At 65.2% G+C, this 21315-nt stretch carries 18 protein-coding genes; 12 read left to right on the top strand and 6 right to left on the bottom strand.

Annotation, left to right across the window (positions count from 1 at the left end; all coding sequences use genetic code 11):
* Positions 1–26: 26 nt before the first annotated feature.
* From holB to PEP31012_RS08480, 3 genes are all read left to right on the top strand, one after another.
* Positions 27–1067 (top strand): DNA polymerase III subunit delta', encoded by a 1041-nt coding sequence (holB, locus tag PEP31012_RS08490; protein ID WP_150588931.1) that lies wholly within the window; start codon positions 27–29, stop codon positions 1065–1067.
* A 29-nt stretch (positions 1068–1096) separates the two neighbouring features.
* Positions 1097–1879: a TatD family hydrolase gene (locus PEP31012_RS08485; RefSeq protein WP_150588930.1), complete on the top strand. Its 783-nt coding sequence runs from the start codon at positions 1097–1099 to the stop codon at positions 1877–1879.
* 97 nt (positions 1880–1976) lie between these two features.
* Positions 1977–2651 carry an ankyrin repeat domain-containing protein gene (locus PEP31012_RS08480; protein ID WP_150588929.1) on the top strand — a complete coding sequence of 225 codons (675 nt, stop codon included), beginning with the start codon at positions 1977–1979 and terminating at the stop codon, positions 2649–2651.
* Between the two features lie 31 nt (positions 2652–2682).
* Here the strand turns inward: PEP31012_RS08480 and otsA are convergent, their stop codons facing one another.
* Positions 2683–4104, bottom strand: coding sequence for an alpha,alpha-trehalose-phosphate synthase (UDP-forming) (gene otsA, locus PEP31012_RS08475; RefSeq protein WP_150588928.1), 1422 nt, complete (start codon positions 4102–4104; stop codon positions 2683–2685).
* Entirely contained in the window at positions 4101–4922 is an 822-nt protein-coding gene (gene otsB / locus PEP31012_RS08470) for a trehalose-phosphatase (RefSeq protein WP_150588927.1), read from the bottom strand. Before otsB ends, otsA begins: the two co-directional genes overlap by 4 nt.
* Positions 4923–5277: 355 nt before the next feature.
* Between otsB and PEP31012_RS08465 the strand changes: the two genes are divergently transcribed.
* Positions 5278–7878 carry a PepSY domain-containing protein gene (locus tag PEP31012_RS08465; RefSeq protein ID WP_150588926.1) on the top strand — a complete coding sequence of 867 codons (2601 nt, stop codon included), beginning with the start codon at positions 5278–5280 and terminating at the stop codon, positions 7876–7878.
* Positions 7879–7991: 113 nt separating this feature from the next.
* A complete protein-coding gene (locus PEP31012_RS08460) occupies positions 7992–8276 on the top strand; it encodes an acylphosphatase (protein ID WP_150588925.1) in 285 nt (94 codons plus the stop codon).
* A 16-nt stretch (positions 8277–8292) separates the two neighbouring features.
* Here PEP31012_RS08460 and PEP31012_RS08455 read toward each other — a convergent pair whose 3' ends face one another.
* Positions 8293–9936, bottom strand: a complete 1644-nt coding sequence (locus tag PEP31012_RS08455) for a methyl-accepting chemotaxis protein (RefSeq protein WP_150588924.1) — start codon at positions 9934–9936, stop codon at positions 8293–8295.
* Positions 9937–10208: 272 nt separating this feature from the next.
* On the opposite strand from PEP31012_RS08455, the gene PEP31012_RS08450 reads away from it, so the two are divergent.
* Positions 10209–11978, top strand: coding sequence for an ATP-binding protein (locus tag PEP31012_RS08450; protein WP_150588923.1), 1770 nt, complete (start codon positions 10209–10211; stop codon positions 11976–11978).
* Here the strand turns inward: PEP31012_RS08450 and trhA are convergent.
* The 3 genes from trhA to PEP31012_RS08435 form a co-directional block, all read right to left on the bottom strand.
* Positions 11969–12613, bottom strand: a complete 645-nt coding sequence (gene trhA, locus PEP31012_RS08445; RefSeq protein ID WP_150588922.1) for a PAQR family membrane homeostasis protein TrhA — start codon at positions 12611–12613, stop codon at positions 11969–11971. The genes PEP31012_RS08450 and trhA overlap by 10 nt on opposite strands.
* A 28-nt stretch (positions 12614–12641) precedes the next feature.
* A complete protein-coding gene (locus PEP31012_RS08440) occupies positions 12642–13199 on the bottom strand; it encodes a peroxiredoxin (RefSeq protein WP_150588921.1) in 558 nt (185 codons plus the stop codon).
* A gap of 294 nt (positions 13200–13493) precedes the next feature.
* Entirely contained in the window at positions 13494–13970 is a 477-nt protein-coding gene (locus PEP31012_RS08435; RefSeq protein WP_150588920.1) for an Lrp/AsnC family transcriptional regulator, read from the bottom strand.
* A 172-nt stretch (positions 13971–14142) separates the two neighbouring features.
* Between PEP31012_RS08435 and ilvB the strand changes: the two genes are divergently transcribed.
* From ilvB to astA, 6 genes are all read left to right on the top strand, one after another.
* Complete coding sequence (gene ilvB / locus PEP31012_RS08430) at positions 14143–16005, top strand: biosynthetic-type acetolactate synthase large subunit (protein ID WP_150588919.1); 1863 nt, start codon at positions 14143–14145, stop codon at positions 16003–16005.
* Between the two features lie 193 nt (positions 16006–16198).
* The gene (locus PEP31012_RS08425) at positions 16199–16978 is read left to right on the top strand and encodes a basic amino acid ABC transporter substrate-binding protein (protein ID WP_150588918.1); all 780 of its coding nucleotides are present in this window, start codon (positions 16199–16201) and stop codon (positions 16976–16978) included.
* Between the two features lie 150 nt (positions 16979–17128).
* Complete coding sequence (locus PEP31012_RS08420) at positions 17129–17881, top strand: amino acid ABC transporter permease (protein WP_150588917.1); 753 nt, start codon at positions 17129–17131, stop codon at positions 17879–17881.
* On the top strand, positions 17865–18587 hold the full coding sequence (locus tag PEP31012_RS08415) for an amino acid ABC transporter ATP-binding protein (RefSeq protein ID WP_150588916.1): 723 nt from the start codon (positions 17865–17867) through the stop codon (positions 18585–18587). The genes PEP31012_RS08420 and PEP31012_RS08415 overlap by 17 nt, the downstream gene beginning before the upstream one ends.
* Before the next feature lie 206 nt (positions 18588–18793).
* Positions 18794–20035, top strand: coding sequence for an aspartate aminotransferase family protein (locus PEP31012_RS08410; protein ID WP_150588915.1), 1242 nt, complete (start codon positions 18794–18796; stop codon positions 20033–20035).
* Positions 20036–20139: 104 nt separating this feature from the next.
* Positions 20140–21303, top strand: a complete 1164-nt coding sequence (gene astA, locus PEP31012_RS08405; RefSeq protein ID WP_246171203.1) for an arginine N-succinyltransferase — start codon at positions 20140–20142, stop codon at positions 21301–21303.
* Positions 21304–21315: the final 12 nt, after the last annotated feature.

The raw sequence follows: 21315 nt of genomic DNA, 5'->3' as shown, positions 1-21315 counted from the left end.
ACGCATCTACCGGCCAAGGAGCCCACATGCTGTATCCCTGGCAGTCACAGGACTGGACCCGTCTTAACGACCTGCGCGCCCAGATGCCGCACGCGCTCCTGTTGCAGGCCGTGCCCGGCATCGGCGAGCTGGCGCTTGCCCGCACGTTCGCGCAGGGCCTGCTGTGCGAATCACCGCGTGCCGATCATCTGCCATGCGGCACGTGCGGAGCGTGCCAGTGGTTCGCCAGCGGCAACCATCCGGACTTCCGCGCCATTTGCCCCGAGGCGTTGGCCGACAGTCTGCCCGGTGCCGAGGCGCGTGCCGAAGCCGAGGGCGACAAGAAGACCAAGACGCCGAGCAAGGAGATCAAGATCGAGCAGGTGCGCGAGGTGATCGACTTCGCGAGCCTGGGGTCGCACCGTCAGGGGCGACGCGTAGTGCTGCTCTATCCAGCCGAGGCACTCAACGTGCATGCGGCGAACGCCTTGCTCAAGACGCTCGAAGAGCCGCCCGAGGGCGTGATCTTCCTGCTGGTGACGACGCAGCCGGACCGCTTGTTGCCGACGATTCTGTCGCGCTGCCGTCGTGTGGTGCTGACCCGGCCGGACCATGCGCAGGCGACGCAATGGCTGATGGATGACGCCGGACTCGACGCCGGCACCGCCGCTGCGGTACTGGCCGAAACCGGCGGGGCGCCGCTGGCCGCCCGCACGCTGGCCGAGCCGGACGAGCGTGCCTGGCGCGACTGGCTGCTTGGTCAGTTGGCTCAAGGGGCCGCCATCGATGGCTTCGCCTGTGCCGAGCAACTGCACAAGGGCAATCTGCCGAGTATTCTCGAGACGCTGCAACGCTGGTGCTTCGATGTACTCGCCGAGCGCATGGCCGGCACCGTACGCTTCTTCCCGGGGCATGCGCAGGCGTTGCGCCGCTGCGGCGACGCTACGGACGACGTGCGCCTGCTCGGCTTCCTGCGTGAGCTGGCGCAGCAGCGTCAGGTGCAGAACCACCCGCTCAACACACGCGTGCTGCTCGAGGCGCTTTTCCTGCAATACCAACAGTTGTTCTGTGGGCCGGCGTCGCGTTGACGCAGGGCACCGGCTACCGATCGCACATCATGTTCATCGATTCGCACTGTCATATCAATTTCCCCGAGCTGGCCGAGCAGATGCCCGACTTGCTCGCTCGCATGCGCGAGAACAAGGTGAGTCACGCCCTGTGTGTCTCGGTCGACCTGCCCACGCTGCCGCAAGTGCTCGACATCGCGGCACAGCACGAAAACGTGTACGCCTCGGTCGGGGTCCATCCCGATTACGAGGACACGCCTGAGCCGAGCGTCGACGATCTCGTGCGTCTGGCCGCCCACCCGAAGGTGGTGGCGATCGGCGAAACCGGTCTCGATTACTACCGGCTCGAAGGCCGCAGCATCGAGGACATGGCGTGGCAGCGCGAGCGCTTTCGCACGCACATTCGCGCCGCGCATGCCACGGGCAAGCCGCTCATCATTCATACACGCGCGGCCGCCGAGGATACGCTGCGTCTCATGCGCGAAGAGAACGCGGGCGAGCCCGCCGGCGTGATGCACTGCTTCACCGAAAGCTGGGACGTCGCACAGGGCGCGCTCGATCAGAATTTCTATATTTCGTTCTCCGGCATCGTCACGTTCAAGAGCGCCCGCGACTTGCAGGACGTGGCGCGGCGCGTGCCGCTCGAGCGCATGCTGATCGAGACAGACTCGCCGTATCTCGCGCCCGTGCCGTATCGCGGCAAGCTCAATCAGCCGGGCTATGTGCGCCATGTGGCCGAATTTATCGCCGACCTGCGCGGCGAGCCGCTGCAGAAGATTGCCGAGGCCACGACGGAAAATTTCTTCCGCCTGTTCGCCACCGCCAAGCCCTGACGCCGTGTGACGCAGCACGACCCCCGTATTTCCCCGTACGACCCGATTGACCGAACTGCCTCTACGTTATTCACCGGACTACCGACAGGAGCCCCCGATGCGCAAATTTTCGATGATCCGAGCCTGGATGCTGCTCAGCGTGCTTTGTCTGACGGCATGCGCCACGGCGGCCACATCCAACAGCGCCCTGGTCAAGGCGGTCGTCTTCAATGACACGAAGTCGATTGCCCAGGCGCTCAAAGCGGGTGTCGACCCGAATTCGACGGACGAGAAGGGCAACCCGCTGCTGGTGATTGCGATGCGCGAAAAGTCGGTGGACGTGGCGCGCCTGCTCATCAACGACAAGCGCACGGACCTCGATGCGACCAACGCGGCGGGGGAGAACGCAATGATGATCGCCTCGCTGCAAGGGCTCACACCGATGGTCAAGTTGTTGATCGACAAGGATGCCGAAGTCAACAAGAAGGGGTGGGCACCGTTGCATTACGCCGCGACCAACGGGCATGACGACATTGTCCAGATGCTGCTGGATGCCTCGGCCTACGTCGACGCCGAGTCGCCCAACGGCACCACGCCGCTCATGATGGCCGCGCGCGGCGGTCATATCACCACGTGCAAGGTGCTGCTCGACGGCGGGGCGGATGTCAGGCTGAAAAACCAGATCGGCATGACCGCCATCGACTTTGCCCGGCAGACCCACCAGACGGAAATCGCGGACGGCCTGCAAAAGCGTCTGGCGCAGGTGCAGCAGTCGCGTCCGGCAGGCAAGTAACACGGCATGCATGGCGCCGGGCGGCTGCCGCTCAGGCCGCTGCCGGTTGTGTACACCGCAACGCTGCCGGTTCGGCGGCGATTGTTGGGGATCTCAGGTCGGCGATGAACCGGTTGCGCCACGTGGACAGATTGTGCTCGCGCAGTGTCGCCATCATGCTGGCATGTCGTGCCTGGCGCTCGGACAGTGACATGTTCAGCGCGCTGCGCAGCGCTTCGGCCATACCATCGATATCGTAGGGATTCACGATCAGTGCGCCGTCCAGTTCCTGTGCGGCACCCGCGAAGCACGACAGCACCAGCACCCCGGGATCCGCCGGATCCTGAGACGCCACGTACTCCTTCGCCACGAGATTCATGCCGTCGCGCAGCGGCGTGACGTAGCCCACCTGCGACGCCCGGAAGAACGACATCAGCACTTCGTGATCGTAGCGCTTGTTGATGTAGCGAAGCGGTGTCCAGGCCAGATCCGAGAAGCGACCGTTGATATGTCCCGCCGCGGTTTCCAACTGGCGGCGAATTTCCCCGTAGCCCGCTACATCCGAGCGGCTGGGCGGCGCCACCTGCACGAAACTCACGGTGCCTTGCTGGTTCGGCCACAGTTCAAGCAAGCGCTCGAATGCACGAAAGCGTTCGAGCATTCCCTTCGAGTAGTCGAGACGATCTACGCTCATGATGAGCTTGCGCTCCTGAAGCCCCTGCTTCAGATCGAGGATGTGCTTGACCGTCGCGCGCGCGGTCGCCTGCTGCGCGATCTCGTCCGGATACACCCCGATCGGATAGACGCCCGTGCGCAGCGTGCGATCGAAGGCCGTGACGGTGCCGTCATCGTGCAGGGTGCCACCTGCATGGCGCACCAGATAGTCGGTGAAGGCCGTGCGGTCGGTCTCGGTCTGGAAGCCGACGAGGTCGTACTCGCACATCGCGCGCACCAGCGCTTCGTGCGGCGGCACCGTCATGAGCACCTGCGGCGAGGGGAACGGAATATGCAGGAAGAAGCCGAGCCGCTGCCGCACGCCGATCTGACGGCAGGCCTGCGCGAATGGCAGCAGATGGTAGTCGTGCACCCAGATCAGGTCGTCATGCTCGAGCAGCGGCGCGAGCAGCGCGGCAAAGCGCGCATTGACGTGACGGTAGCCGTTGTAGTCGTCGCGCTGGTAGCGCGTGAGGTCGTCGCGGTAGTGAAACGTGGGCCAGAGGGTGGCGTTCGAAAAACCGCGATAGTAGGTGTTGTAGTCGCGGCGCGTGAGCGGCACGGTCGCGAACGTGACGTTGTTGCGGTGGCCGATCTCGGGCGCCGTGGCCGGTTCGGCATCGATTTCCCCATTCCAGCCGAACCACATGCCGCCGGTGTCCTTGAGCGCTTCGTACACGCCGATCGCCAGTCCGCCCGCGGTCGGCTTGCCCTCGGTCATGGGGGCGACCCGATTCGATACGATGACCAAGCGACTCATGTGCCGTTCTCCTTTTCGGTTTGGGGTGTGCGGGCGTCGCGCAACGTCAGCAGCCAGGCCGTGAGGGCCTCCGGCGACGGCAGGCGATGGCGGGCGCAGGTCTGGCCCTCGCCGATCTTGATCGTGATGCCGCCCAGAGCATTCACATCGGCAAACCCGGCCTCGTCAGTGAGGTCGTCGCCCGCGAAGAGCGGTGTTCGTCCGGCGAACGGGGCCTCCTTCAGCAGGGTGGTGATGGCACGGCCTTTGCTGACGTTACGTGGACGCAGCTCGAAGACCAGCTTGCCGGGTTGCAGCACAAAGCGCTCGGCATGCAATTCGGCCAGCGAGTGCATCGTGTCGCGGGCAACGCTCGCCAGTTCGGGCGCGCCACGATAGTGCAGCGCAAGCGCGCTGCCCTTGTTCTCCAATAATAGGCCGGGGTGCTGGGCGACGAGCGCATGCAGCGGCGCGATCATGGCCGCAACACGTGCCGCGTCGACGGTGTGGCCTTCGGCGCGCACGAGTTCGCCGTCGGCATGCCGGATTTCGGCGCCGTGCAGGCCGGCGGCGGGCACGCGCAATGGGGTGAGCAGGCCGTCGATATCGTCGATGGCGCGTCCGGAAACGACCGCGACGGCGCCGCACGTGCGCTGGAACAGGCTGGCGAGAACACTGGCGGTGTCGTGCGGCAGCGTGACCGCATCGGGACGCGGCGCGAGCGGTGCCAGCGTGCCGTCTAGGTCGAAAAAGAAGGCCACCGTGGTGACATCGACATCGCAAGTGTCGGCCGGTGTCGGGTGCCGTGGGGCGGGCAGAGAAGACGCTAGGGGTTGCATGGCACTCCGTCGCTGACGTGCCGCAGGTCCATAGGTCATAACCGGGGCCGAGCGGCGGGCGCAGGGGGAGGGCAGACGAGAGGTGACGTGCGGCGGTTCGGTGGGCGGGAGCGCGGACATCCGCGCGGAAAACTCCATCGTAACCGGTCAAAAAGTGACAGGGAGTCGTCCATTCTATGAAACATCTGTCAGACGACGCCTACAAGGCACGGAAAGTTAAATTGGTATTGAATATGAGAATCGTTTGCAATAACATTCAGCGATTGCCGTAAAGTGCGCCATCGACGATGGCGGCACGGCTCCTCTGCCGCGCACGTGCCCATCCCGGCGCTCCGATGTGCGCCGGACGATAACAATGATGAAAAGACTCTGGTTTCAGTTGCACTGGGGCTTCGGCATGACGGCCGGGCTGGTGCTGGCAGTCGTCGGCCTGACCGGCGCGCTGCTGTCTTACGACGATGCCCTCACGCGGGCCTTCAGCCCAGGTGTCATGACCGTGGCCGCGCGCGACACGGCCCCGTTGCCCATTCCCGAGTTGCTCTCGCGGGTGCATGAGGTGGTGCCGGATCGGCGCGTGCTCCTCATGACGGTACCGCGCTCGCCGCAAGACGCCGTCAGCGTGCGCCTGTCCGTGGGCGACGGGCCGCGTGCAGAGACCTATTTTGTCGATCCCTACACCGGGCAGATGCTCGGCCGGTCGCAGGCCGACGCGGTCTTTCGGTTCATCATGGACGTTCACCGCTTCCTGACGGTCGACGGCATCGGCAAGCAGATCACGGCGGCGGCCACGCTGCTGCTGTTCGTACTGGCGCTGAGCGGTCTATATCTGCGTTGGCCACGCCGCATCGGCCACTGGCGCGCTTGGTTCCATATCGATCTCAAGAAGCGGGGGCGACCGTTTCTGTGGAACCTGCATGCGGTGATCGGCACGGTGGTCCTGGTGCCTTACCTGCTGTCGGCCACGACGGGCCTTTACTGGTCGTACGACTGGTGGCGCGGCATGCTGTTTTCGATCGCGGGCGTGTCGCAACCGATGCGCAACAAGCCGGCCGCGTCGCCGAAGCGGGGCGCGCCGGAGGCGGGCAAGCGGGCAGTACAGCCGGATCTGGCCGCAATGACGGCACGCGAGATGGCCACGGCCTGGCGCAGTTTTACTGAGCACGTGCCGAACTACACCTCGGTGTATCTGCGTCCTGCGCAGAGGCCTGGCGGGCCGCTGCAGGTGACATGGCTCGACGCGTCGGCGCCGCACGAGCGGGCCTTCAACCGCATGGAGATCGAGGCGGCGTCCGGCGAGATTCGCCACGAAGACCGGTACGCGCAGAAGACGACGGGAGGCCAACTGATGACGAGTATCTACGCGTTGCATCGCGGCAGCTTCTTCGGACAAGCCGGTGTCGTCGTCATGATGCTCTCGAGCCTGATGATGCCGATGTTCTTCGTCACGGGCTGGATGCTCTATCTCGACCGTCGCAAAAAAAAGCGAGCGCTGGCGGCGTCTCGCCCGGCCGGAGCGAGGCATGACCCACCGGCGGACGCGAGAGGCGCGCTTGCGCAAGACGGCGTGCTGATCGGCTACGCGAGCCAGAGTGGCGTGGCCGAAGGCCTCGCATGGCAGACAGCGGGCATGCTCGCGGGCGCGGGCGTCCAAGCGCAGATCCAGCCGCTGGCACGCATCGGTCAGGCGCAACTCGGCTCGGCCAGGCGCGCGCTGTTCATCGTCAGCACGTTCGGCGATGGCGAGCCGCCCGACAGCGCACGCCGCTTCGCGCAACAATTGATGAATCAGGCGATGGCCTTGCCGACATTGCGCTTCGCCATGCTCTCGCTGGGGGACAGCCATTACGACCGGTTCTGTGGATTCGGCCGCAAGCTCGATGGATGGTTGCGCGCGCAGGGCGGTGTGGCGGCGTTCGAGCCCATCGAAGTCGACCGCGGCGATCCGGGCGCGTGGGCGCGCTGGCAGGAACGGCTGGGGGAATGGTTCGGCCATCCGCTGACGGTAACGAAATCACAGCATGGCCCGCGCTTCCTATCGGGCTTCCAATCGTGGACGCTCGCGCAACGCGACCTGCTCAATCCCGGCAGCACCGGCTTGCCGGCCTATCACCTCGCCTTTACCCCGCCGCCGGGTGCCGATTGGGTGGCGGGCGATCTGGTCGAGGTGCAGCCGCGTCACACGACCGCGCGCGTCGAACGCTTCCTTTCGGGAAGTGTCTGGGCGTGCGATGTGCGGGTGCGTGTTGCCGGACGCGAGACGACGCTGGGCGACGCGTTGCGCGAACGGCTGTTACCCCGCGCCGCGCCGACGGCAGGCGTCGACCTGCACGCGTGGCTGGCGGGTCTTGCGCCGTTGCCCGTGCGCGAGTACTCGATCGCTTCGACCCGCGAGGAGGGGACATTGATGTTGCTCGTGCGGCAGACTCGCCATCCCGATGGCTCGCTGGGCCTGGGGTCCGGCTGGCTGACCGACGGCGCGGCGTTGGGCGAAGCCGTGACAATGCGCGTGCGTGCGAATCCTGGTTTCCATGGCCCGGCAACCGGGCGCGGCGTGATCCTGATCGGCAACGGCACGGGGTTGGCCGGACTGCGCGCGCACCTCGCCGAGCGCACGGCGAAGGGACACCGGCGCAACTGGCTGATCTTCGGTGAGCGCGAGGCGGCGCGCGACAGCTTTTACGACGCGACATTGCGAGCATGGCAGGCGCAAGGCGGCATCGCGCGCCTCGACCGCGTCTATTCGCGCGATCAGGCGCAACGCCGCTACGTGCAGGATCAGGTGCGCGACGCGGCGCAGGATATCGCGGCCTGGGTGGCGCGCGGCGCGTCGATCTACGTGTGCGGCAGCCTTGCCGGCATGGCGCCCGCCGTGGATGCCGCGCTGGCCGAGGCCATCGGCACGGACGTCCTGCTCGACCTGTCGGCACAGGGCCGTTACCGTCGCGATGTCTATTAAACGTGCCCGGGTGGTGTGCTAACGTAGTGACAGGGCTCGATGTCGACCGGGCCCGTTTTCTGGTTCCCCGGTTCCCGTTGGCTTGCCCATCGTCCATCACCTCAGGAGGGGTCATGACGGCAACGTGGCAGATCGTAGTGCACGGGCTTGTGCAAGGCGTTGGCTATCGCGCTGCGTGCGTGGACGAGGCGCGCCGGATCGGGCTCAGCGGTTGGGTGCGCAACCGGCGCGACGGTACGGTCGAGGCCATCGCGCAGGGGGACGCCGATCAGTTGCTGGCGTTGTGCGAATGGATGCGCGAGGGGCCGCCGCACGCCCAGGTCTCGTCTTGCGATGTCGACAAGGCCTGGGTGGCGGATTCGCCGATCAAAGGTTTTGAGCAGCGCGCCAGCATTTGATCGGCCGTCGCGGCCGTCAGGCGGCGAGCGCCAGTTTGCCGGGGGCAGCGTCGAGCGGTGCGTTGTCCTCGCGTATCGCGGGCGCACGAGCGGCTTCGTGGGGCGAGAGGCGGAACAGCGCGACCGACTCGCGCAGGCGCACGGCCTGCGTTTCGAGTGCCGCAGCGGCGGCGGAGGCTTCTTCCACGAGCGCGGCGTTCTGCTGCGTCATTTCGTCCATTTGCGTCACCGCGCGGTTCACCTGCTCGATGCCGCTCGACTGCTCGACGCTGGCCGCCGAGATTTCTCCCATGATGTCGGTCACGCGCTTGACCGACTGCACGACGTCCACCATCGTCTCGCCGGCACGCTGGACCAGACGCGCCCCTGTCTCGACCCGGTTGCCCGACGCTTCGATCAGTCCCTTGATTTCCTTGGCTGCCGCGGCGCTGCGCTGCGCCAGCGTGCGAACCTCGCCGGCCACCACGGCAAAGCCGCGCCCCTGCTCGCCGGCGCGGGCGGCTTCGACAGCGGCGTTCAGTGCCAGGATATTCGTCTGGAAGGCGATGCCGTCGATGACGCTCAGGATATCGGTGACCTTTTGCGAGGCCTCGGCAATGTCGCGCATCGTCGTCACGACTTCCTGCACGACGTCGCCACCGCGCGCTGCGGTCTCCGAGGCCGTGACGGCGAGTTGGCTGGCGGCCCGGGCGTTCTCGGCGTTTTGTTTGACGACGGCGGTCAGCTCTTCCATGCTCGCCGCCGTTTGCTCCAGCGATGACGCCTGCGCTTCGGTGCGCTGAGACAGGTTGGCGTTGCCCTCGGCAATCTCGTGGGCGTTCGCGTGAATGGCTTCCGTACTCTCGCGCACGGTGCCGACTGTGCCGGCGAGACCGTCGCGCATCCGGCCGAGGGCGCCAAACAACTGGCCCATCTCGTTACGCGTACGTTGCTCGACGCGCTGGCTCAGATCGCCGGCGGCCATCCGCTCGAAATGCGAGATGACTTCGCGGATCGGACGCAGCACGGCACGCGCGAGCATGGCGCGGCCCCATAGTGCGAGGAGCAGTGCGATGGCCAAGGTTGCCCCCAAGGCGATGCGCATGACGTTGTAGCGGCGCTGCGCGGCCTCGAAGCGGGCACTTTGCCGCGCGATCTGGAGCGCCTGCAGCTCGCGCATGGCCGCATCGAGCGCGGCATAAGCGGGCGGGGCGACGCGCGCCTGAATCCGGTGGAAGCCGGCCAGATCGCCTTGCTTCAGCGCATTGAGCGCAGGCGTGACGACCTGATCGATAAAGGCGTGGCGCTTGGCGTCGGCCGACTTGGCCAACTCCGCTTCGTGCGCATCTTCTTTGGGACGTTTCAGATAATCACTCCACAGGGCGTCCGACGCGGCGAGGTATTGGTTGCCTCGCGTGAGGACTTTTTCCGATTCGTCCGGGTCGGCGCCCAGCATCCCATACGACGCGTAGGTCGCCATCGACAGGCGAGTCCGCAGAATCTGTTCTCCGGTTCCCTTGAGTTCGGCCAGGGCAGGCGTGTCTTGCGTGGCCATCGCACTCAGCGAGGCATTGCTGGACCCGAGCGCCTGGAGGCCCAGGACGCTCACGAGGACGAGTAGTGCACCGAGCAAACCGAGGACGAGCGTCAGACTGGTCCGAATCGTAATGTGCTTATACATAGGGATCGAGAGTTTGAATGCCTGGGCCGCCGAGTGAGCGCGCGCGGCCTGCCTGCCCGTCGGTGTCTACAGAACGGGACATGGGGATTATCGGCAGATGAGAGGCGGAACTTGAGCTGTTTGGCTCGGGCGATTCCGAAAGTGCGGCGTCCGCAAAACAAGATCGGAATTTGCGCAGTCGCAAACGCTTTGCGAACGGCCAGACTTGAAGACTCTTACGGCTTCTTCAGTACGCCAAACCGCGCGAATCGTGATGCGGCGTCAATGACGCGATGAATCTCGACAAATTCAATTTCCCGCGCGGCGGCCGCGATGTCGGAGGGTACGCCTCTGACGAGGCACCCGCGGCAACGCCAAGCGGGCCGGAGGGTTGGGGCCGGGACGGCCCATGGGCTGCCAATACGTTTCGATTGGCGCTGGTGCACGAGTTGCGTGCCCCGTTGCAAGTGCTGCAAGGGCATCTCGATGCGCTGTGGGGCGCGCGTGGCCGCCTCGGCGACTGGGCCGACGCGGGTGATGCGGGTGATGCGGGTGACGAGGCGGGCGGGATGGCGCCCCGGGAGCGAATCGGCGCCATGCGCAATATGCTGGGCGTCGTCGCCAGCGCTGTGGACGACGTGCTGCAACTGGGGCAGAGCGACGTCACGGAACTCCCGCTCAGGGAGTCCGTCTTCGAGGTGCGTGCCTGTCTGGATGCGGAGGTCGACGCCTTCGTGGGCGTGGCACAGGGCAAGGGGCTGGCTTTGGACTGCCAGATCCCCGCGGACGTGCCCGTCATGATCCGAGGGGATGCCGCTCGCCTGCGCCAGATTCTGCGAACGCTGCTCGACAATGCGCTGAAGTACACCGTCTGCGGCGGTGTGGCGGTCAGGGCGTCGTGGACCGCCACTGCGGGGCGTGCCGCGGCGACGGACCCGTCGGCGATGCCCGGGCAGGGGCGCGACGTCGGTGCGGGACAACTGATCATTCGCGTCAGCGACACTGGCCCGGGCATCCCGGCGGGTATGGAGAACGCGGTGTTCGCGGCGTTTGCCCGTGCCGACCGCTCGGTGGCCGGCACGGGGTTGGGGCTGTGGATCGCGCAGCAATGGGCGCGGCGCATGGGCGGGTCGCTCGCCGTGGAACCCTCGACGACGGGCGCGCGCTTTCGGTTGTCGGTGCCCTTCGCGAGGCCCGATGCGGTGTCGACGTCCGGCGGGGTTGGCGCCACGTCGTCTGGCGCGGCTGATGCGCTTTTAGCACCTGATGCACCAGAAGCGCTCGCGTCGGCGGCATCGTCGCCGCCCGCATCGATGTCGGGGCTGCCGGGGCTGCCGGAGGTGCCGGTCGCGCACGTTGACGTGCGTCCCGGGTTGCGTGTGCTGGTGGTCGACGACCACGTCATGAATCGCACCATCCTCGCCGATCAGTTGACTTCACTCGGGTGCATCGTCGCGCGAGCGAAAGATCTGACCAGTGCGTTGCTGCAATGGGCATCGCACGAGGTCGATGTCGTGCTTACCGATGTGCAGCTTGGCGGGGCCTGTGGCCTGACGCTGACGACGACGCTGCGGGCGTTGGCACCGGTGCTCGGCCGCCCGGTACCCGTGATGTTTGCGGTGACGGGGTCGGTGGTCGGGGCGCGGGCCGCTAGGGAGGCCGGCCTCGACGGTGTGCTGACGAAGCCGGTGTCCAGCCAACGGCTGGCGCAGACGTTGGCCGTGCGCTGGCCCAGCCCCCGGAGCGAGGGCGCGGAGGGAGAGCAGGGAGAGCAGGTCGTTGTGCCGTCCGGTGCGAGCGGGCGCCCGAAGGCGTCGCGGTTGCCGTTGCAGGACGATCCCTACGCGCGGCGCCTGATGCGCGAGGAAATGGCGAAGGATCTGGCGCGCTTTCGGCGCCTGATGGCTTCACGCCGCGCAGAGGATCTCGATGCGGCACAGGCGTTGCTGCATCGCATGCGAGGGGCGTGCCGGATGTTCGGCGATCCCGCGTTGACGGCGCGATGCGATCGGTTGGCCGAGAAGCTGGCGGACTGCCGGCGCGCGCCGGACGATCAGACGTAGCGGTAGACGGCGAGAAAATGACAGGCCGTGCCGCCGATGGCAAACAGATGCCAGACCAGATGGCCGAACTTGATATGGCCGTCGAGCGAGTAGAAGAGGGCACCCACGGTATAGGCGACGCCGCCCGCATACAACCAGTCTGCACCGGGGCCCGGGATAGCGGCGAGCACCGGGCCGGCGACCAGCACGGCGATCCAGCCCAGGCCAACATAGAGCAGGGTGGAGACGATCGGCTGGTCGAGCAGGCCGAGTCCCTTCGCGACCAGCCCGGCAATGGCCATTGCCCACACGCCGGTGAGCAGTGGCCAGCCCCATGGGTCGTGGAGGATCTTGACGGTAAAGGGCGTGTAGGTCCCGGCAATGAAGAGAAAGATGGCGCAATGATCGACGCGCATGAACAGCCGTTTCGCGCGGCCGTCGGGCAAGCCGTGATACAGGGCGGACGCCAGGTAGACGATCACCATCGTGATGGCGAACACGCCAATGCCGATCTGCTGCACGGTCGTGGGCAACGGTGGGCGAACCGCCTTGAACAGGGCGGGCGTCGCGGCGAGGGCGGCCATGCAGGCAATGCCGTGGCTGGCGCTGTTGGCGAGTTCTTCACCGCGCGTCTGGGCTCGACCGGTCGCTTTCATGCCGCCTCCTGTTGTGATGGCGTCCCGATTACGAGGGATGCGCGTCACGCCACTTGCGGACAGCTTCCATCGTGTTGGTGACATGTTTGTCCGGATCGAGGCTGACATAGCTGTAGATCACTTTGCCGTCGGGCGCGATGACATAGGACACGCGATTGGCATAGTCGGGTTTGAGCGTGAGCACGGCGTCGTAGGCGCGCATGATGCGCTGGTCGGTATCGGCCGCCACAGCAAACTTGCTGCGGCACTCGGACACGGAGAACTTGTTGAGCGTGTCAATGCTGTCGTGCGAGACGCCGATGACCGTCGCGCCCATCGCCTTGAACTTGTCGGTGGCTTGCGCGAAATCGTGCGCTTCGATCGTGCAACCCGCGGTGAACGCCGCCGGGTAGAAGTAAAGCACGACGGGGCCCTTGCGCAGGGCGTCGGCCAGCGAAAACGTGAAGACGTTGCCGCCGAGCGAGGCCTGAGCATAAAAGTTGGGGGCTGACGTGCCGTTCTTCAGCGCCGCGTGAGCGGGGATGAAGCACCAGGCCGTCACGCCGACAATGACGGCGGCGGCAGCGATTCCGATCCAACGTTTCATGCAGGACTCCTGGAGTGAATGCTTAAGCATAGAGGCTCGCGAACGCGGTGTCCAACGTGGGCGAGCATCCTTCGTCAACGTCGTCAAGGCCGCGGCGCCTTGAGCCGGGCGCTCGAGGGTCGATTGCGCAATGCGTGACACGTTTCGGTCACCGCAATGTCATGAAGCGATCGAGGCCAAGCCGTTGGGCCCCCGGCGATGACGGCCGTCATGCCTTTTCGCTAGCTGCGAGGCGTTACCTGTCCTCACAACTTCTCACCGCTCCAGACCGCCCCCGATTGGTCCCACCGTTCTCTATCGTGGCCCGCCGTTACCGATAGGCAGGACTGTCGTCGACTTGATCTGCGAGAGCGCAATCATCGAGTTGACCTCCTGCACCATCGGCAGTTGCGAGAGACGCTCGAAGAAGAATCGCTCATACGCCTCGACATCGCGCGTGACGATGCGCAACAAAAAATCGACATTGCCCATGAGCACATGACATTCGAGCACTTCCGGAAAGTCCTGAATTGCCTTCGAGAACTCCGGCAGCGCATTGCGGTTGTGTCCGGCTAGTTTCACGTGGGCGAACAGCATCACGTTCAGACCGACCTTCTTGCGGTCGACAAGCGCCACGCGTCGCTCGATCACGCCTTCGGCGTCGAGCCGGTCAATGCGACGCCAGCACTGCGACTGCGACAGACCGATGCGCTCACCGATCTGGGCGGCCGAGAGCGAGGCGTCTTCCTGAAGTAGTGCGAGAATTTTCTCGTCGAATTCATCAAGTTGCATGATTAATTCTCAATATTTCGTGAATTTGAATGAATCATGTGAAACTGACAGAATTTTGTCAACGATACGCGAAGCATTTGCCGTCCGATCCCCGTAAGCTTGGGTCTCATTAGGCCGATTGGCTGCAACCCTCCGTCCGGATTCGATGGACCCCGCAGGAATCTACGTACCCATGAAACTCGACCTGACTCTCCCCGCTGCCGAAGCCGCGACCGGTGCCGTCGCCCAGCCTGTGGCCCCGTTGTCTGCCAAGGGTGCAGACCTGATAGCTCGCTCCCTGGTCGACATCGGCGTGGACACGGTGTTCTGCTACCCGGGCGGCGCCAACCTCGAAATGCTCGACGCCCTTTCGCGCGTGGCGATCACGCTGGTACGCACCGAGCACGAGCAGGGGGCCGTCTTCGGTGCGCAGGGCTATGCGCGCGCCACTGGCAAGCTGGGCGTTTGTCTGGCGACGTCCGGTCCTGGCGCGACGAATCTCGTGACGGGCATTGCCGATGCCGCCAGCGATTCCGTGCCGGTGTTCGCCATCACCGGCAACGTTGCCACGCATTGGCTCGGCAAGAACGCCTTTCAGGAAGTGGACATTGTTGCGATCACGAAGCCGGTGACGAAGCTTGCCCGGCAGGTTCGCGAGGCGCGAGACATTCCCGCCGCGTTGCGCGAAGCGGCCACGTGCGCTTTGGCGGGGCGACCCGGCCCTGTCCTGCTCGATTTCCCGAAGGACATTCAGCAGGCGCGCCCCGACCAGCCGACGGACAAGCGCTTCACCGCGCCGGTGCCGGCCGGCATGAGCGACGAGACGGCCCAACGCATCGCAGCCTTGCTCGCGCGAAGCGAGCGTCCGGTGATCTACGCCGGGGGCGGCGTCATTGCGTCGGGCACCGGTGCGCAACTCGTGGCGCTGGCCGAAGCGCTTGATTGCCCGGTGGCCCTCACGATGATGGGCCTCGGCGCCATGCCGGACGACCATCCGCTGTTACTTGGCCCGCTCGGGATGCATGGTGCTCACGTGGCCAACGTCGCAGTCAATGAGGCCGACCTCGTGCTGGCGCTCGGCGTGCGTTTCGACGACCGGGTGATCGGCGATCCGGCCTCGTTCGCGCGGCATGCCACGATCGTCCATATCGATGTCGACGCCGCCGAAATCGGCAAGAACAAACCGGTCGCGCTCGGCGTGCATGCGGATCTGCGCGACGCGTTCGCCGGTCTGCTGGTACACGCGTCGCGTCGCAATGTGCCGGACTGGCACGCGTACCTGCGCGAGCGATGCGAGGCGCATCCGCTGCGCGCTCCCCGGCAGGCAGCCGCTTCCGCCGGCGGTGCCGAGGGTGCCAATAGTGCCGCCAACGCCGACGCCGCAAACGTGCTCACGGGTGTCGACGTCATCACGGCGCTTGCCGCGCTGCTGCCGCCGCAAGCGGTCGTGACCACGGGCGTTGGCCAGCATCAGATGTGGGCGATGCAGCATCTGCGACTTCGCGAGCCGCGCACGTTCCTGTCCAGCGCGGGATTCGGCACGATGGGCTTCGGCTTGCCGGCGGCCATCGGCGCCAAGGTGGCGTTGCCGGACGTGCCGGTCATCGACATCGACGGCGACGGCAGTCTGAACATGTCCGTGAACGAACTCTCAACGTGCCGACGCTACGGGCTGGGCGTCAAGGTGCTGGTCATCAACAACCAGTGGCTGGGCATGGTTCGACAATGGCAAGACATGATCTATGCACGCAATCGCGTTGCGTCGTCGCTGGTCGACCCGAATGTGCCGGATGGCGCGGGCGATGGGCGCCCGTATCCGGACTTCGTCACGATTGCGGCAGGGTACGGTGTGGCGAGCGCCCGCGTGACTCGAGCGCACGAATTGCCAGCGGCGCTCGCGCGCATGCTCGAAGACCCGAGCGAGCCGTATCTGCTTGACGTGCTTGTCGCCCGCGAGGACGACGTGTATCCGATGATTCCCGCGGGCAAGTCGTATCGCGACATGGTCTTCGGTCCCGGCCAGACGGTCGGCCCCATCGCGACGGGCGCGTTCTGACGCACTGGGCTCGGCGGGCGTAACTAACGCCCTAACGCCCCCGCGTGCCGCGCGGATATTCTCATTGCGTGGGAATCCAATCGTGCGTCGCGAGATCGCAACGACCCAATCGGAGGTGGCGGCTTTTTTTCGTTTCGGTGACGGCGAGGAGTATCATTGCGCTCTTTCAAGAATTCTCGCCAAGGAAATCCACATGTTGACGAAGCGCCTCGTGCTGGCCGCCGCCTGTTTTCTGACGACCTTCGCCGCGTTGCCGGCGGCACAGGCCGCCGAGCCCACCTACACCGTGGGTGCGGGCGGTACGTATCGTCCGTTCGAGTTCGAAACGCCGCAGAAGGAGCTGGCCGGGTTCGACGTCGACATCATCAAGGCAATCGGCAAGGCCGGCGGGTTCAATGTGAAGCTGGTCAGCACGCCGTGGGAAGGCATCTTCGCCACGCTCGACCAGGGCGATCGCGACATCATCATCTCCGGCATCACCATCACCGACAAGCGCCGTGAAATGGTCGACTTCTCGGCACCGTACTTTCCGGCCGATCAGGTCATCATCACCGCGCCGGGCGCCAAGATCGCCGGTCTGGCTGATCTGAAGAAGCTTCAGGTCGGTGTGGTCAATTCCAGCACCGGCGACATCTCCGTGTCGGAAGAACTGGGCCGCGCGAGCACTGCGATTCGCCGCTTCGATAACACGCCGCTGATGCTCGAAGAGCTGTATCGCGGGGGCGTGGACGCCGCCGTGGGCGACGTGGGCGTCATCAAGTTCTACATCAAGAGCCATCCGGAAAAGCCGTTCAAGCTGGTCTACGACAGCAAGTTCAAGCGCCAGTATTTCGGCATCGCCGTCAAGAAGGGCAACAAGGTTGCGCTCGACAAGATCAACAGCGGCCTGAAGAAGATCGTGGCCGACGGCACCTACGCCAAGATCTACAAGCAGTGGTTCGACGCCGACGTGCCGTCGCTGCCGCAGCAGTAAGCAACGCGTGTAAGATTCGCGCCACGCTCGCCAGATATCTGGCCACTCGCGGCCCGTGAGCTGATCGTCGACACTCGACGTCAACCCCCGGGCCGCGAGCGTTTTTCTGCCGGCCCGCCGGCTCGTTTCATTTTGTGAGAAAGGTGCTTCATGGGTGGGTTCCAATGGAACATCATCAGCGAATACATGCCCCTGTTCGTCGAAGGCACGCTGATGACGCTCAAGTGCACGGTGATCTGTGTGATCGCCGGCACGTTACTTGGGCTTGTGCTGGGCGTCGGCCGTTTGGCCGAAGCGCGTCACGGCTTCTACAAGTATTTCCTGCGCTACGCGGTGCAATACCCGGTGCGCTTCTACGTCAGCTTTTTCCGCGGCACACCGCTGTTCGTACAGATCCTGCTGATTCACTTCGCGCTGATGCCAGTGCTGATCAACCCCACGGAGGGGTTGCTCGTGAGCGGCGACCTCGCGCGGGAAATCCGCTCGCAATACGGTGCCTTCATGTCGGCGGTGCTGGCGATCTCGCTGAACGCGGGCGCCTACGTGTCGGAGATTTTCCGCGCCGGGATTCAGTCGATCGATCGCGGTCAGGCCGAAGCGGCGCGCTCGCTGGGCATGACCTACATGCAGACGCTGCGCAAGGTCGTGCTGCCGCAGGCATTTCGCCGCATGCTGCCGCCGCTGGGCAACAATGCCATTGCGATCGTGAAGGATTCGTCGCTGGCGTCGGCCATCGGTCTGGCCGAGCTGGCGTATGCCGCGCGCACGGTGTCGGGCGCGTACGCCCGCTACTGGGAGCCGTATCTGACGATTTCGCTCATCTACTGGGCGATCACGCTGGTGCTGTCGGCATTTGTTCAACATCTGGAATCGAGGTACGGCAAAGGTGATCGTCGTCAATAACCTGCAGAAGCAGTACGGCGAGGCGCACGTACTGCGCGGCATTTCGTGCCGCATCGAAGAGAGCGAAGTCGTGTGCGTGATCGGGCCGTCGGGCTCGGGCAAGAGCACCTTCCTGCGCTGCCTGAATGGCCTGGAAGACGTGAGCGGCGGTGAAGTGCTCGTCAACGGTTTCCACGTGGAAGACCCGAAGACGGATATGAATGCCATGCGCGCGAGCGTAGGCATGGTGTTCCAGCGCTTCAACCTGTTCCCCCACATGACGGTGCTCGAGAACCTGATCCTCGCGCCGATGCAGGTCAACGGCATCAAGCGCGGCGAGGCGGTGACCATCGCCGAGCAACTGCTGCGCAAGGTTGGCCTGATCGACAAGATCGACGCCTTCCCGAATCAACTCTCGGGCGGCCAGCAGCAGCGCGTGGCCATTGCCCGCGCGCTCGCGATGCAGCCCGAGGTCATGCTCTTCGACGAGCCGACCTCGGCGCTTGACCCGGAGCTGGTGGGCGAAGTGCTCGAAGTCATGAAGTCGCTCGCCGACGAGGGCATGACGATGGTCGTCGTGACCCACGAGATGGGGTTTGCCCGCGAAGTCTCAGACCGCGTCCTGTTCATCGATCAGGGCGTGATCATGGAAGAGGGCGAGCCTGAACAGATCTTCTCGGCCCCGAAGCACGAGCGCACGCGCGAATTCTTGCGCAAAGTCCTGTAATTCTCGCGAAGGTGAGGCTCGCGGAGGTATATCTGCGGGCAGCATCTGATTACAATGCGAGGGTACGCGCGCCAAGGGCCAGTGTCGTCCGGCATTGGCGCGCCGCCGGCCCCCTGAGCCCCCAGCCAGGTTTTTTCACAGGGCAGTGACCTTCCTCCAGGCCTGCTCCGCAATCGACGATTGCACTCCGATTTCACGAGGTAGTCATGAGCCAGCCAATCGCTGTGACCCGCCAGACGTTCGACGACGTGATGGTGCCCAATTACGCTCCTGCCCAGATGGTGCCCGTGCGCGGCGAAGGCTCGCGCATGTGGGACCAGCAGGGGCGCGAGTATGTCGACTTTACCGGCGGCATCGCGGTCAATGCGCTCGGTCACGCCAACCCGGAACTGGTGAAGGTCATCGAAGCGCAGGCGCGCAAGGTCTGGCACATCGGCAATGGCTACACCAACGAACCGGTGCTGCGTCTGGCCAAGGCCCTGACGGACGCCACATTTGCCGACAAGGCGTTCTTCTGCAATTCGGGCCTCGAAGCCAACGAAGCGGCACTCAAGCTTGCGCGCCGCTACGCCTACGATCACGCGGCCGAGCGCGGCGGCAAGGAAAAGAGCGAGATCATCTCGTTCTACAACTCGTTTCATGGCCGCTCGCTCTTCACCGTGAGCGTCGGCGGTCAGGCGAAATACACCGAAGGGTTCGGCCCGATTCCGGCGGGCATCATGCACTTGCCTTACAACGATCTGGCCACTGTCGAGGCGACCATCTCGGCCGCGACGGCGGCGGTCATCGTCGAGCCGGTGCAAGGCGAGGGCGGTGTGCTGCCCGCCGATCCGGCATTCCTGCAAGGCCTGCGCGCCCTGTGCGACCAGCACGGCGCCCTGCTGATCTTCGACGAAGTGCAAACCGGCGTCGGCCGTACCGGCACGCTGTATGCGTATGAGCAATACGGCGTGACGCCGGACATCCTGACCACGGCCAAGGCGCTGGGCAACGGCTATCCGATTGGCGGCATGCTGACCACGAGCAAGATCGCTGCGAGCTTCTCGCCGGGCACGCATGGTTGCACGTACGGCGGCAATCCGCTCGCGACGGCTATTGCCGGGCGTGTGCTGGAACTGATCAACACGGCCGAGACGCTCAACGGCGTGAAGGCGCGTCACGCGCATTTCATCAAGGGCATTGAGGCGATCAACGCGCGTCATGGCGTGTTCGATCACGTGCGCGGCATGGGGCTGTTGATCGGCGCGGTACTCAAGCCGGCGTTCGCTGGCCGTGCGAAGGACATCGTGGCGGAATCCGAAAAGCACGGTCTGATGCTGCTCGTGGCCGGTGGCGACGTGGTGCGCTTTGCACCGTCGCTGAACATTCCGTTTGCCGATATCGACGCCGGTCTCGCCTCCTTCGAGAAGGCGGTCGCGGCAGTGGCTGCCACGGCAAAGGCGGCCTGATCGCGCCGGCCGACATCACGACCTGACCGTGTGCAGGACTTCGGGCCGGACCGATGGATGACGTCGCTCCGGCCCTTGTTTCACCCACTTCGCCGGATGTGCCCATGACCCGTCAATCGAAAATGGCGACGCCCGCTCGCGCGGCTGCCGAATTGGACTCGCCGGACTTGCCTGACTTGCCCGACGTGGGGGCACCGGCCTCGCTTCGCGTCGTGCGCCTGGCGCGTCGCGGCGATCTGCCTGCGCTGTTGAAGCTGGCAGGGCTGGCTGGCCCCGGCATGACGTCGTTCAAACCGGATCGGGCGGCGCTCGAGGCGCGTCTGGCCCGGGTGACCGCAACGGTAGAGGGGCAGGCCACCACGGCGGAACAGGGATACCTCTTCGTGATGGAAGACGTCACCACTGGTGAGATCGCCGGCGTGTGCGGCCTGGAAGCCGCGGTCGGGCTGGACCAACCGTTTTATACGTATCGCAAGGATACGATCGTACACGCGAGCCGCGAGTTGAACGTCTGGTCGAGGATGCTGACGCTCTCGCTCTCGAACGACCTCACCGGCTATAGTGAGCTTTGCTCGCTGTTGCTCGATCCGTCGTGGCGTGGGCATGGCAACGGCGCGTTGCTCTCGAAGGCGCGTTTTCTGTTCATGGCGCAGTTCCCCGAGCGATTCGGCCCGCACGTGTGTGCCGAACTGCGCGGGTTTTTCGACGACAACGGGCAGAGTCCGTTCTGGCAGTCGCTCGGACAGCATTTCTTCAAGATCGATTTCGATCAGGCGGATTACCTCACCTCTATCGGCAAGAAGTCGTTCGTGGCCGAACTGATGCCGAAGTACCCCATCTACGTCGACTTTCTCTCCGCGCAGGCGCAGGCCGCCATCGGGGTGACGCATCGCGACACGCTTCCGGCGCGCCGTTTGCTGGAACAGGAGGGCATGCGTTCGGGCGCGCACGTCGACATCTTCGATAGCGGTCCAGTGCTCGAGGCGCGCGTTGCGGACTTGCGCGCCGCGCGCGACAGTCGTTATCTCAGTGTGAACATCGCGACAACGCCGGACGAGGACAGCGGTCCGGCACCTGCCGCCGCTAACGCGGAGCCCTATCTCGTGGCGTGCCTCGGGCTGGAAGGCTTTCGTGCCACGCTCGTCACGGGCCGTCCCGAACGACGTGCGTTCACGCTCAGCCCGCTTGCGGCGCAGGCGCTTGGCGTCAAGGCGGGCGATCGCATTCAGGTGCTGCCGCTCAAGCCGCCGCGCGCGGAAGCGGTTTGAGCCTCGACGCGA

The organism is Pandoraea eparura (assembly GCF_902459725.1).
Taxonomy (GTDB): Bacteria; Pseudomonadota; Gammaproteobacteria; order Burkholderiales; family Burkholderiaceae; genus Pandoraea; species Pandoraea eparura.
Note: the sequence above shows the minus strand (reverse complement) of the source record. Positions and strands in the feature narration are given on the sequence as shown.

What these genes read in the sequence shown, in the direction of transcription:
- PEP31012_RS08420 (WP_150588917.1), top strand. Translation starts at nt 17,129, where the DNA reads ATGGGTGGGTTCCAATGGAACATCATCAGCGAATACATGCCCCTGTTC.
- PEP31012_RS08425 (WP_150588918.1), top strand. Translation starts at nt 16,199, where the DNA reads ATGTTGACGAAGCGCCTCGTGCTGGCCGCCGCCTGTTTTCTGACGACC.
- holB (WP_150588931.1), top strand. Translation starts at nt 27, where the DNA reads ATGCTGTATCCCTGGCAGTCACAGGACTGGACCCGTCTTAACGACCTG.
- PEP31012_RS08450 (WP_150588923.1), top strand. Translation starts at nt 10,209, where the DNA reads ATGAATCTCGACAAATTCAATTTCCCGCGCGGCGGCCGCGATGTCGGA.
- PEP31012_RS08465 (WP_150588926.1), top strand. Translation starts at nt 5,278, where the DNA reads ATGATGAAAAGACTCTGGTTTCAGTTGCACTGGGGCTTCGGCATGACG.
- PEP31012_RS08435 (WP_150588920.1), bottom strand. Translation starts at nt 13,970, where the DNA reads ATGCAACTTGATGAATTCGACGAGAAAATTCTCGCACTACTTCAGGAA.
- PEP31012_RS08485 (WP_150588930.1), top strand. Translation starts at nt 1,097, where the DNA reads ATGTTCATCGATTCGCACTGTCATATCAATTTCCCCGAGCTGGCCGAG.
- otsA (WP_150588928.1), bottom strand. Translation starts at nt 4,104, where the DNA reads ATGAGTCGCTTGGTCATCGTATCGAATCGGGTCGCCCCCATGACCGAG.
- PEP31012_RS08455 (WP_150588924.1), bottom strand. Translation starts at nt 9,936, where the DNA reads ATGTATAAGCACATTACGATTCGGACCAGTCTGACGCTCGTCCTCGGT.
- PEP31012_RS08440 (WP_150588921.1), bottom strand. Translation starts at nt 13,199, where the DNA reads ATGAAACGTTGGATCGGAATCGCTGCCGCCGCCGTCATTGTCGGCGTG.
- ilvB (WP_150588919.1), top strand. Translation starts at nt 14,143, where the DNA reads ATGAAACTCGACCTGACTCTCCCCGCTGCCGAAGCCGCGACCGGTGCC.
- astA (WP_246171203.1), top strand. Translation starts at nt 20,140, where the DNA reads ATGACCCGTCAATCGAAAATGGCGACGCCCGCTCGCGCGGCTGCCGAA.
- PEP31012_RS08410 (WP_150588915.1), top strand. Translation starts at nt 18,794, where the DNA reads ATGAGCCAGCCAATCGCTGTGACCCGCCAGACGTTCGACGACGTGATG.
- otsB (WP_150588927.1), bottom strand. Translation starts at nt 4,922, where the DNA reads ATGCAACCCCTAGCGTCTTCTCTGCCCGCCCCACGGCACCCGACACCG.
- PEP31012_RS08460 (WP_150588925.1), top strand. Translation starts at nt 7,992, where the DNA reads ATGACGGCAACGTGGCAGATCGTAGTGCACGGGCTTGTGCAAGGCGTT.
- trhA (WP_150588922.1), bottom strand. Translation starts at nt 12,613, where the DNA reads ATGAAAGCGACCGGTCGAGCCCAGACGCGCGGTGAAGAACTCGCCAAC.
- PEP31012_RS08480 (WP_150588929.1), top strand. Translation starts at nt 1,977, where the DNA reads ATGCGCAAATTTTCGATGATCCGAGCCTGGATGCTGCTCAGCGTGCTT.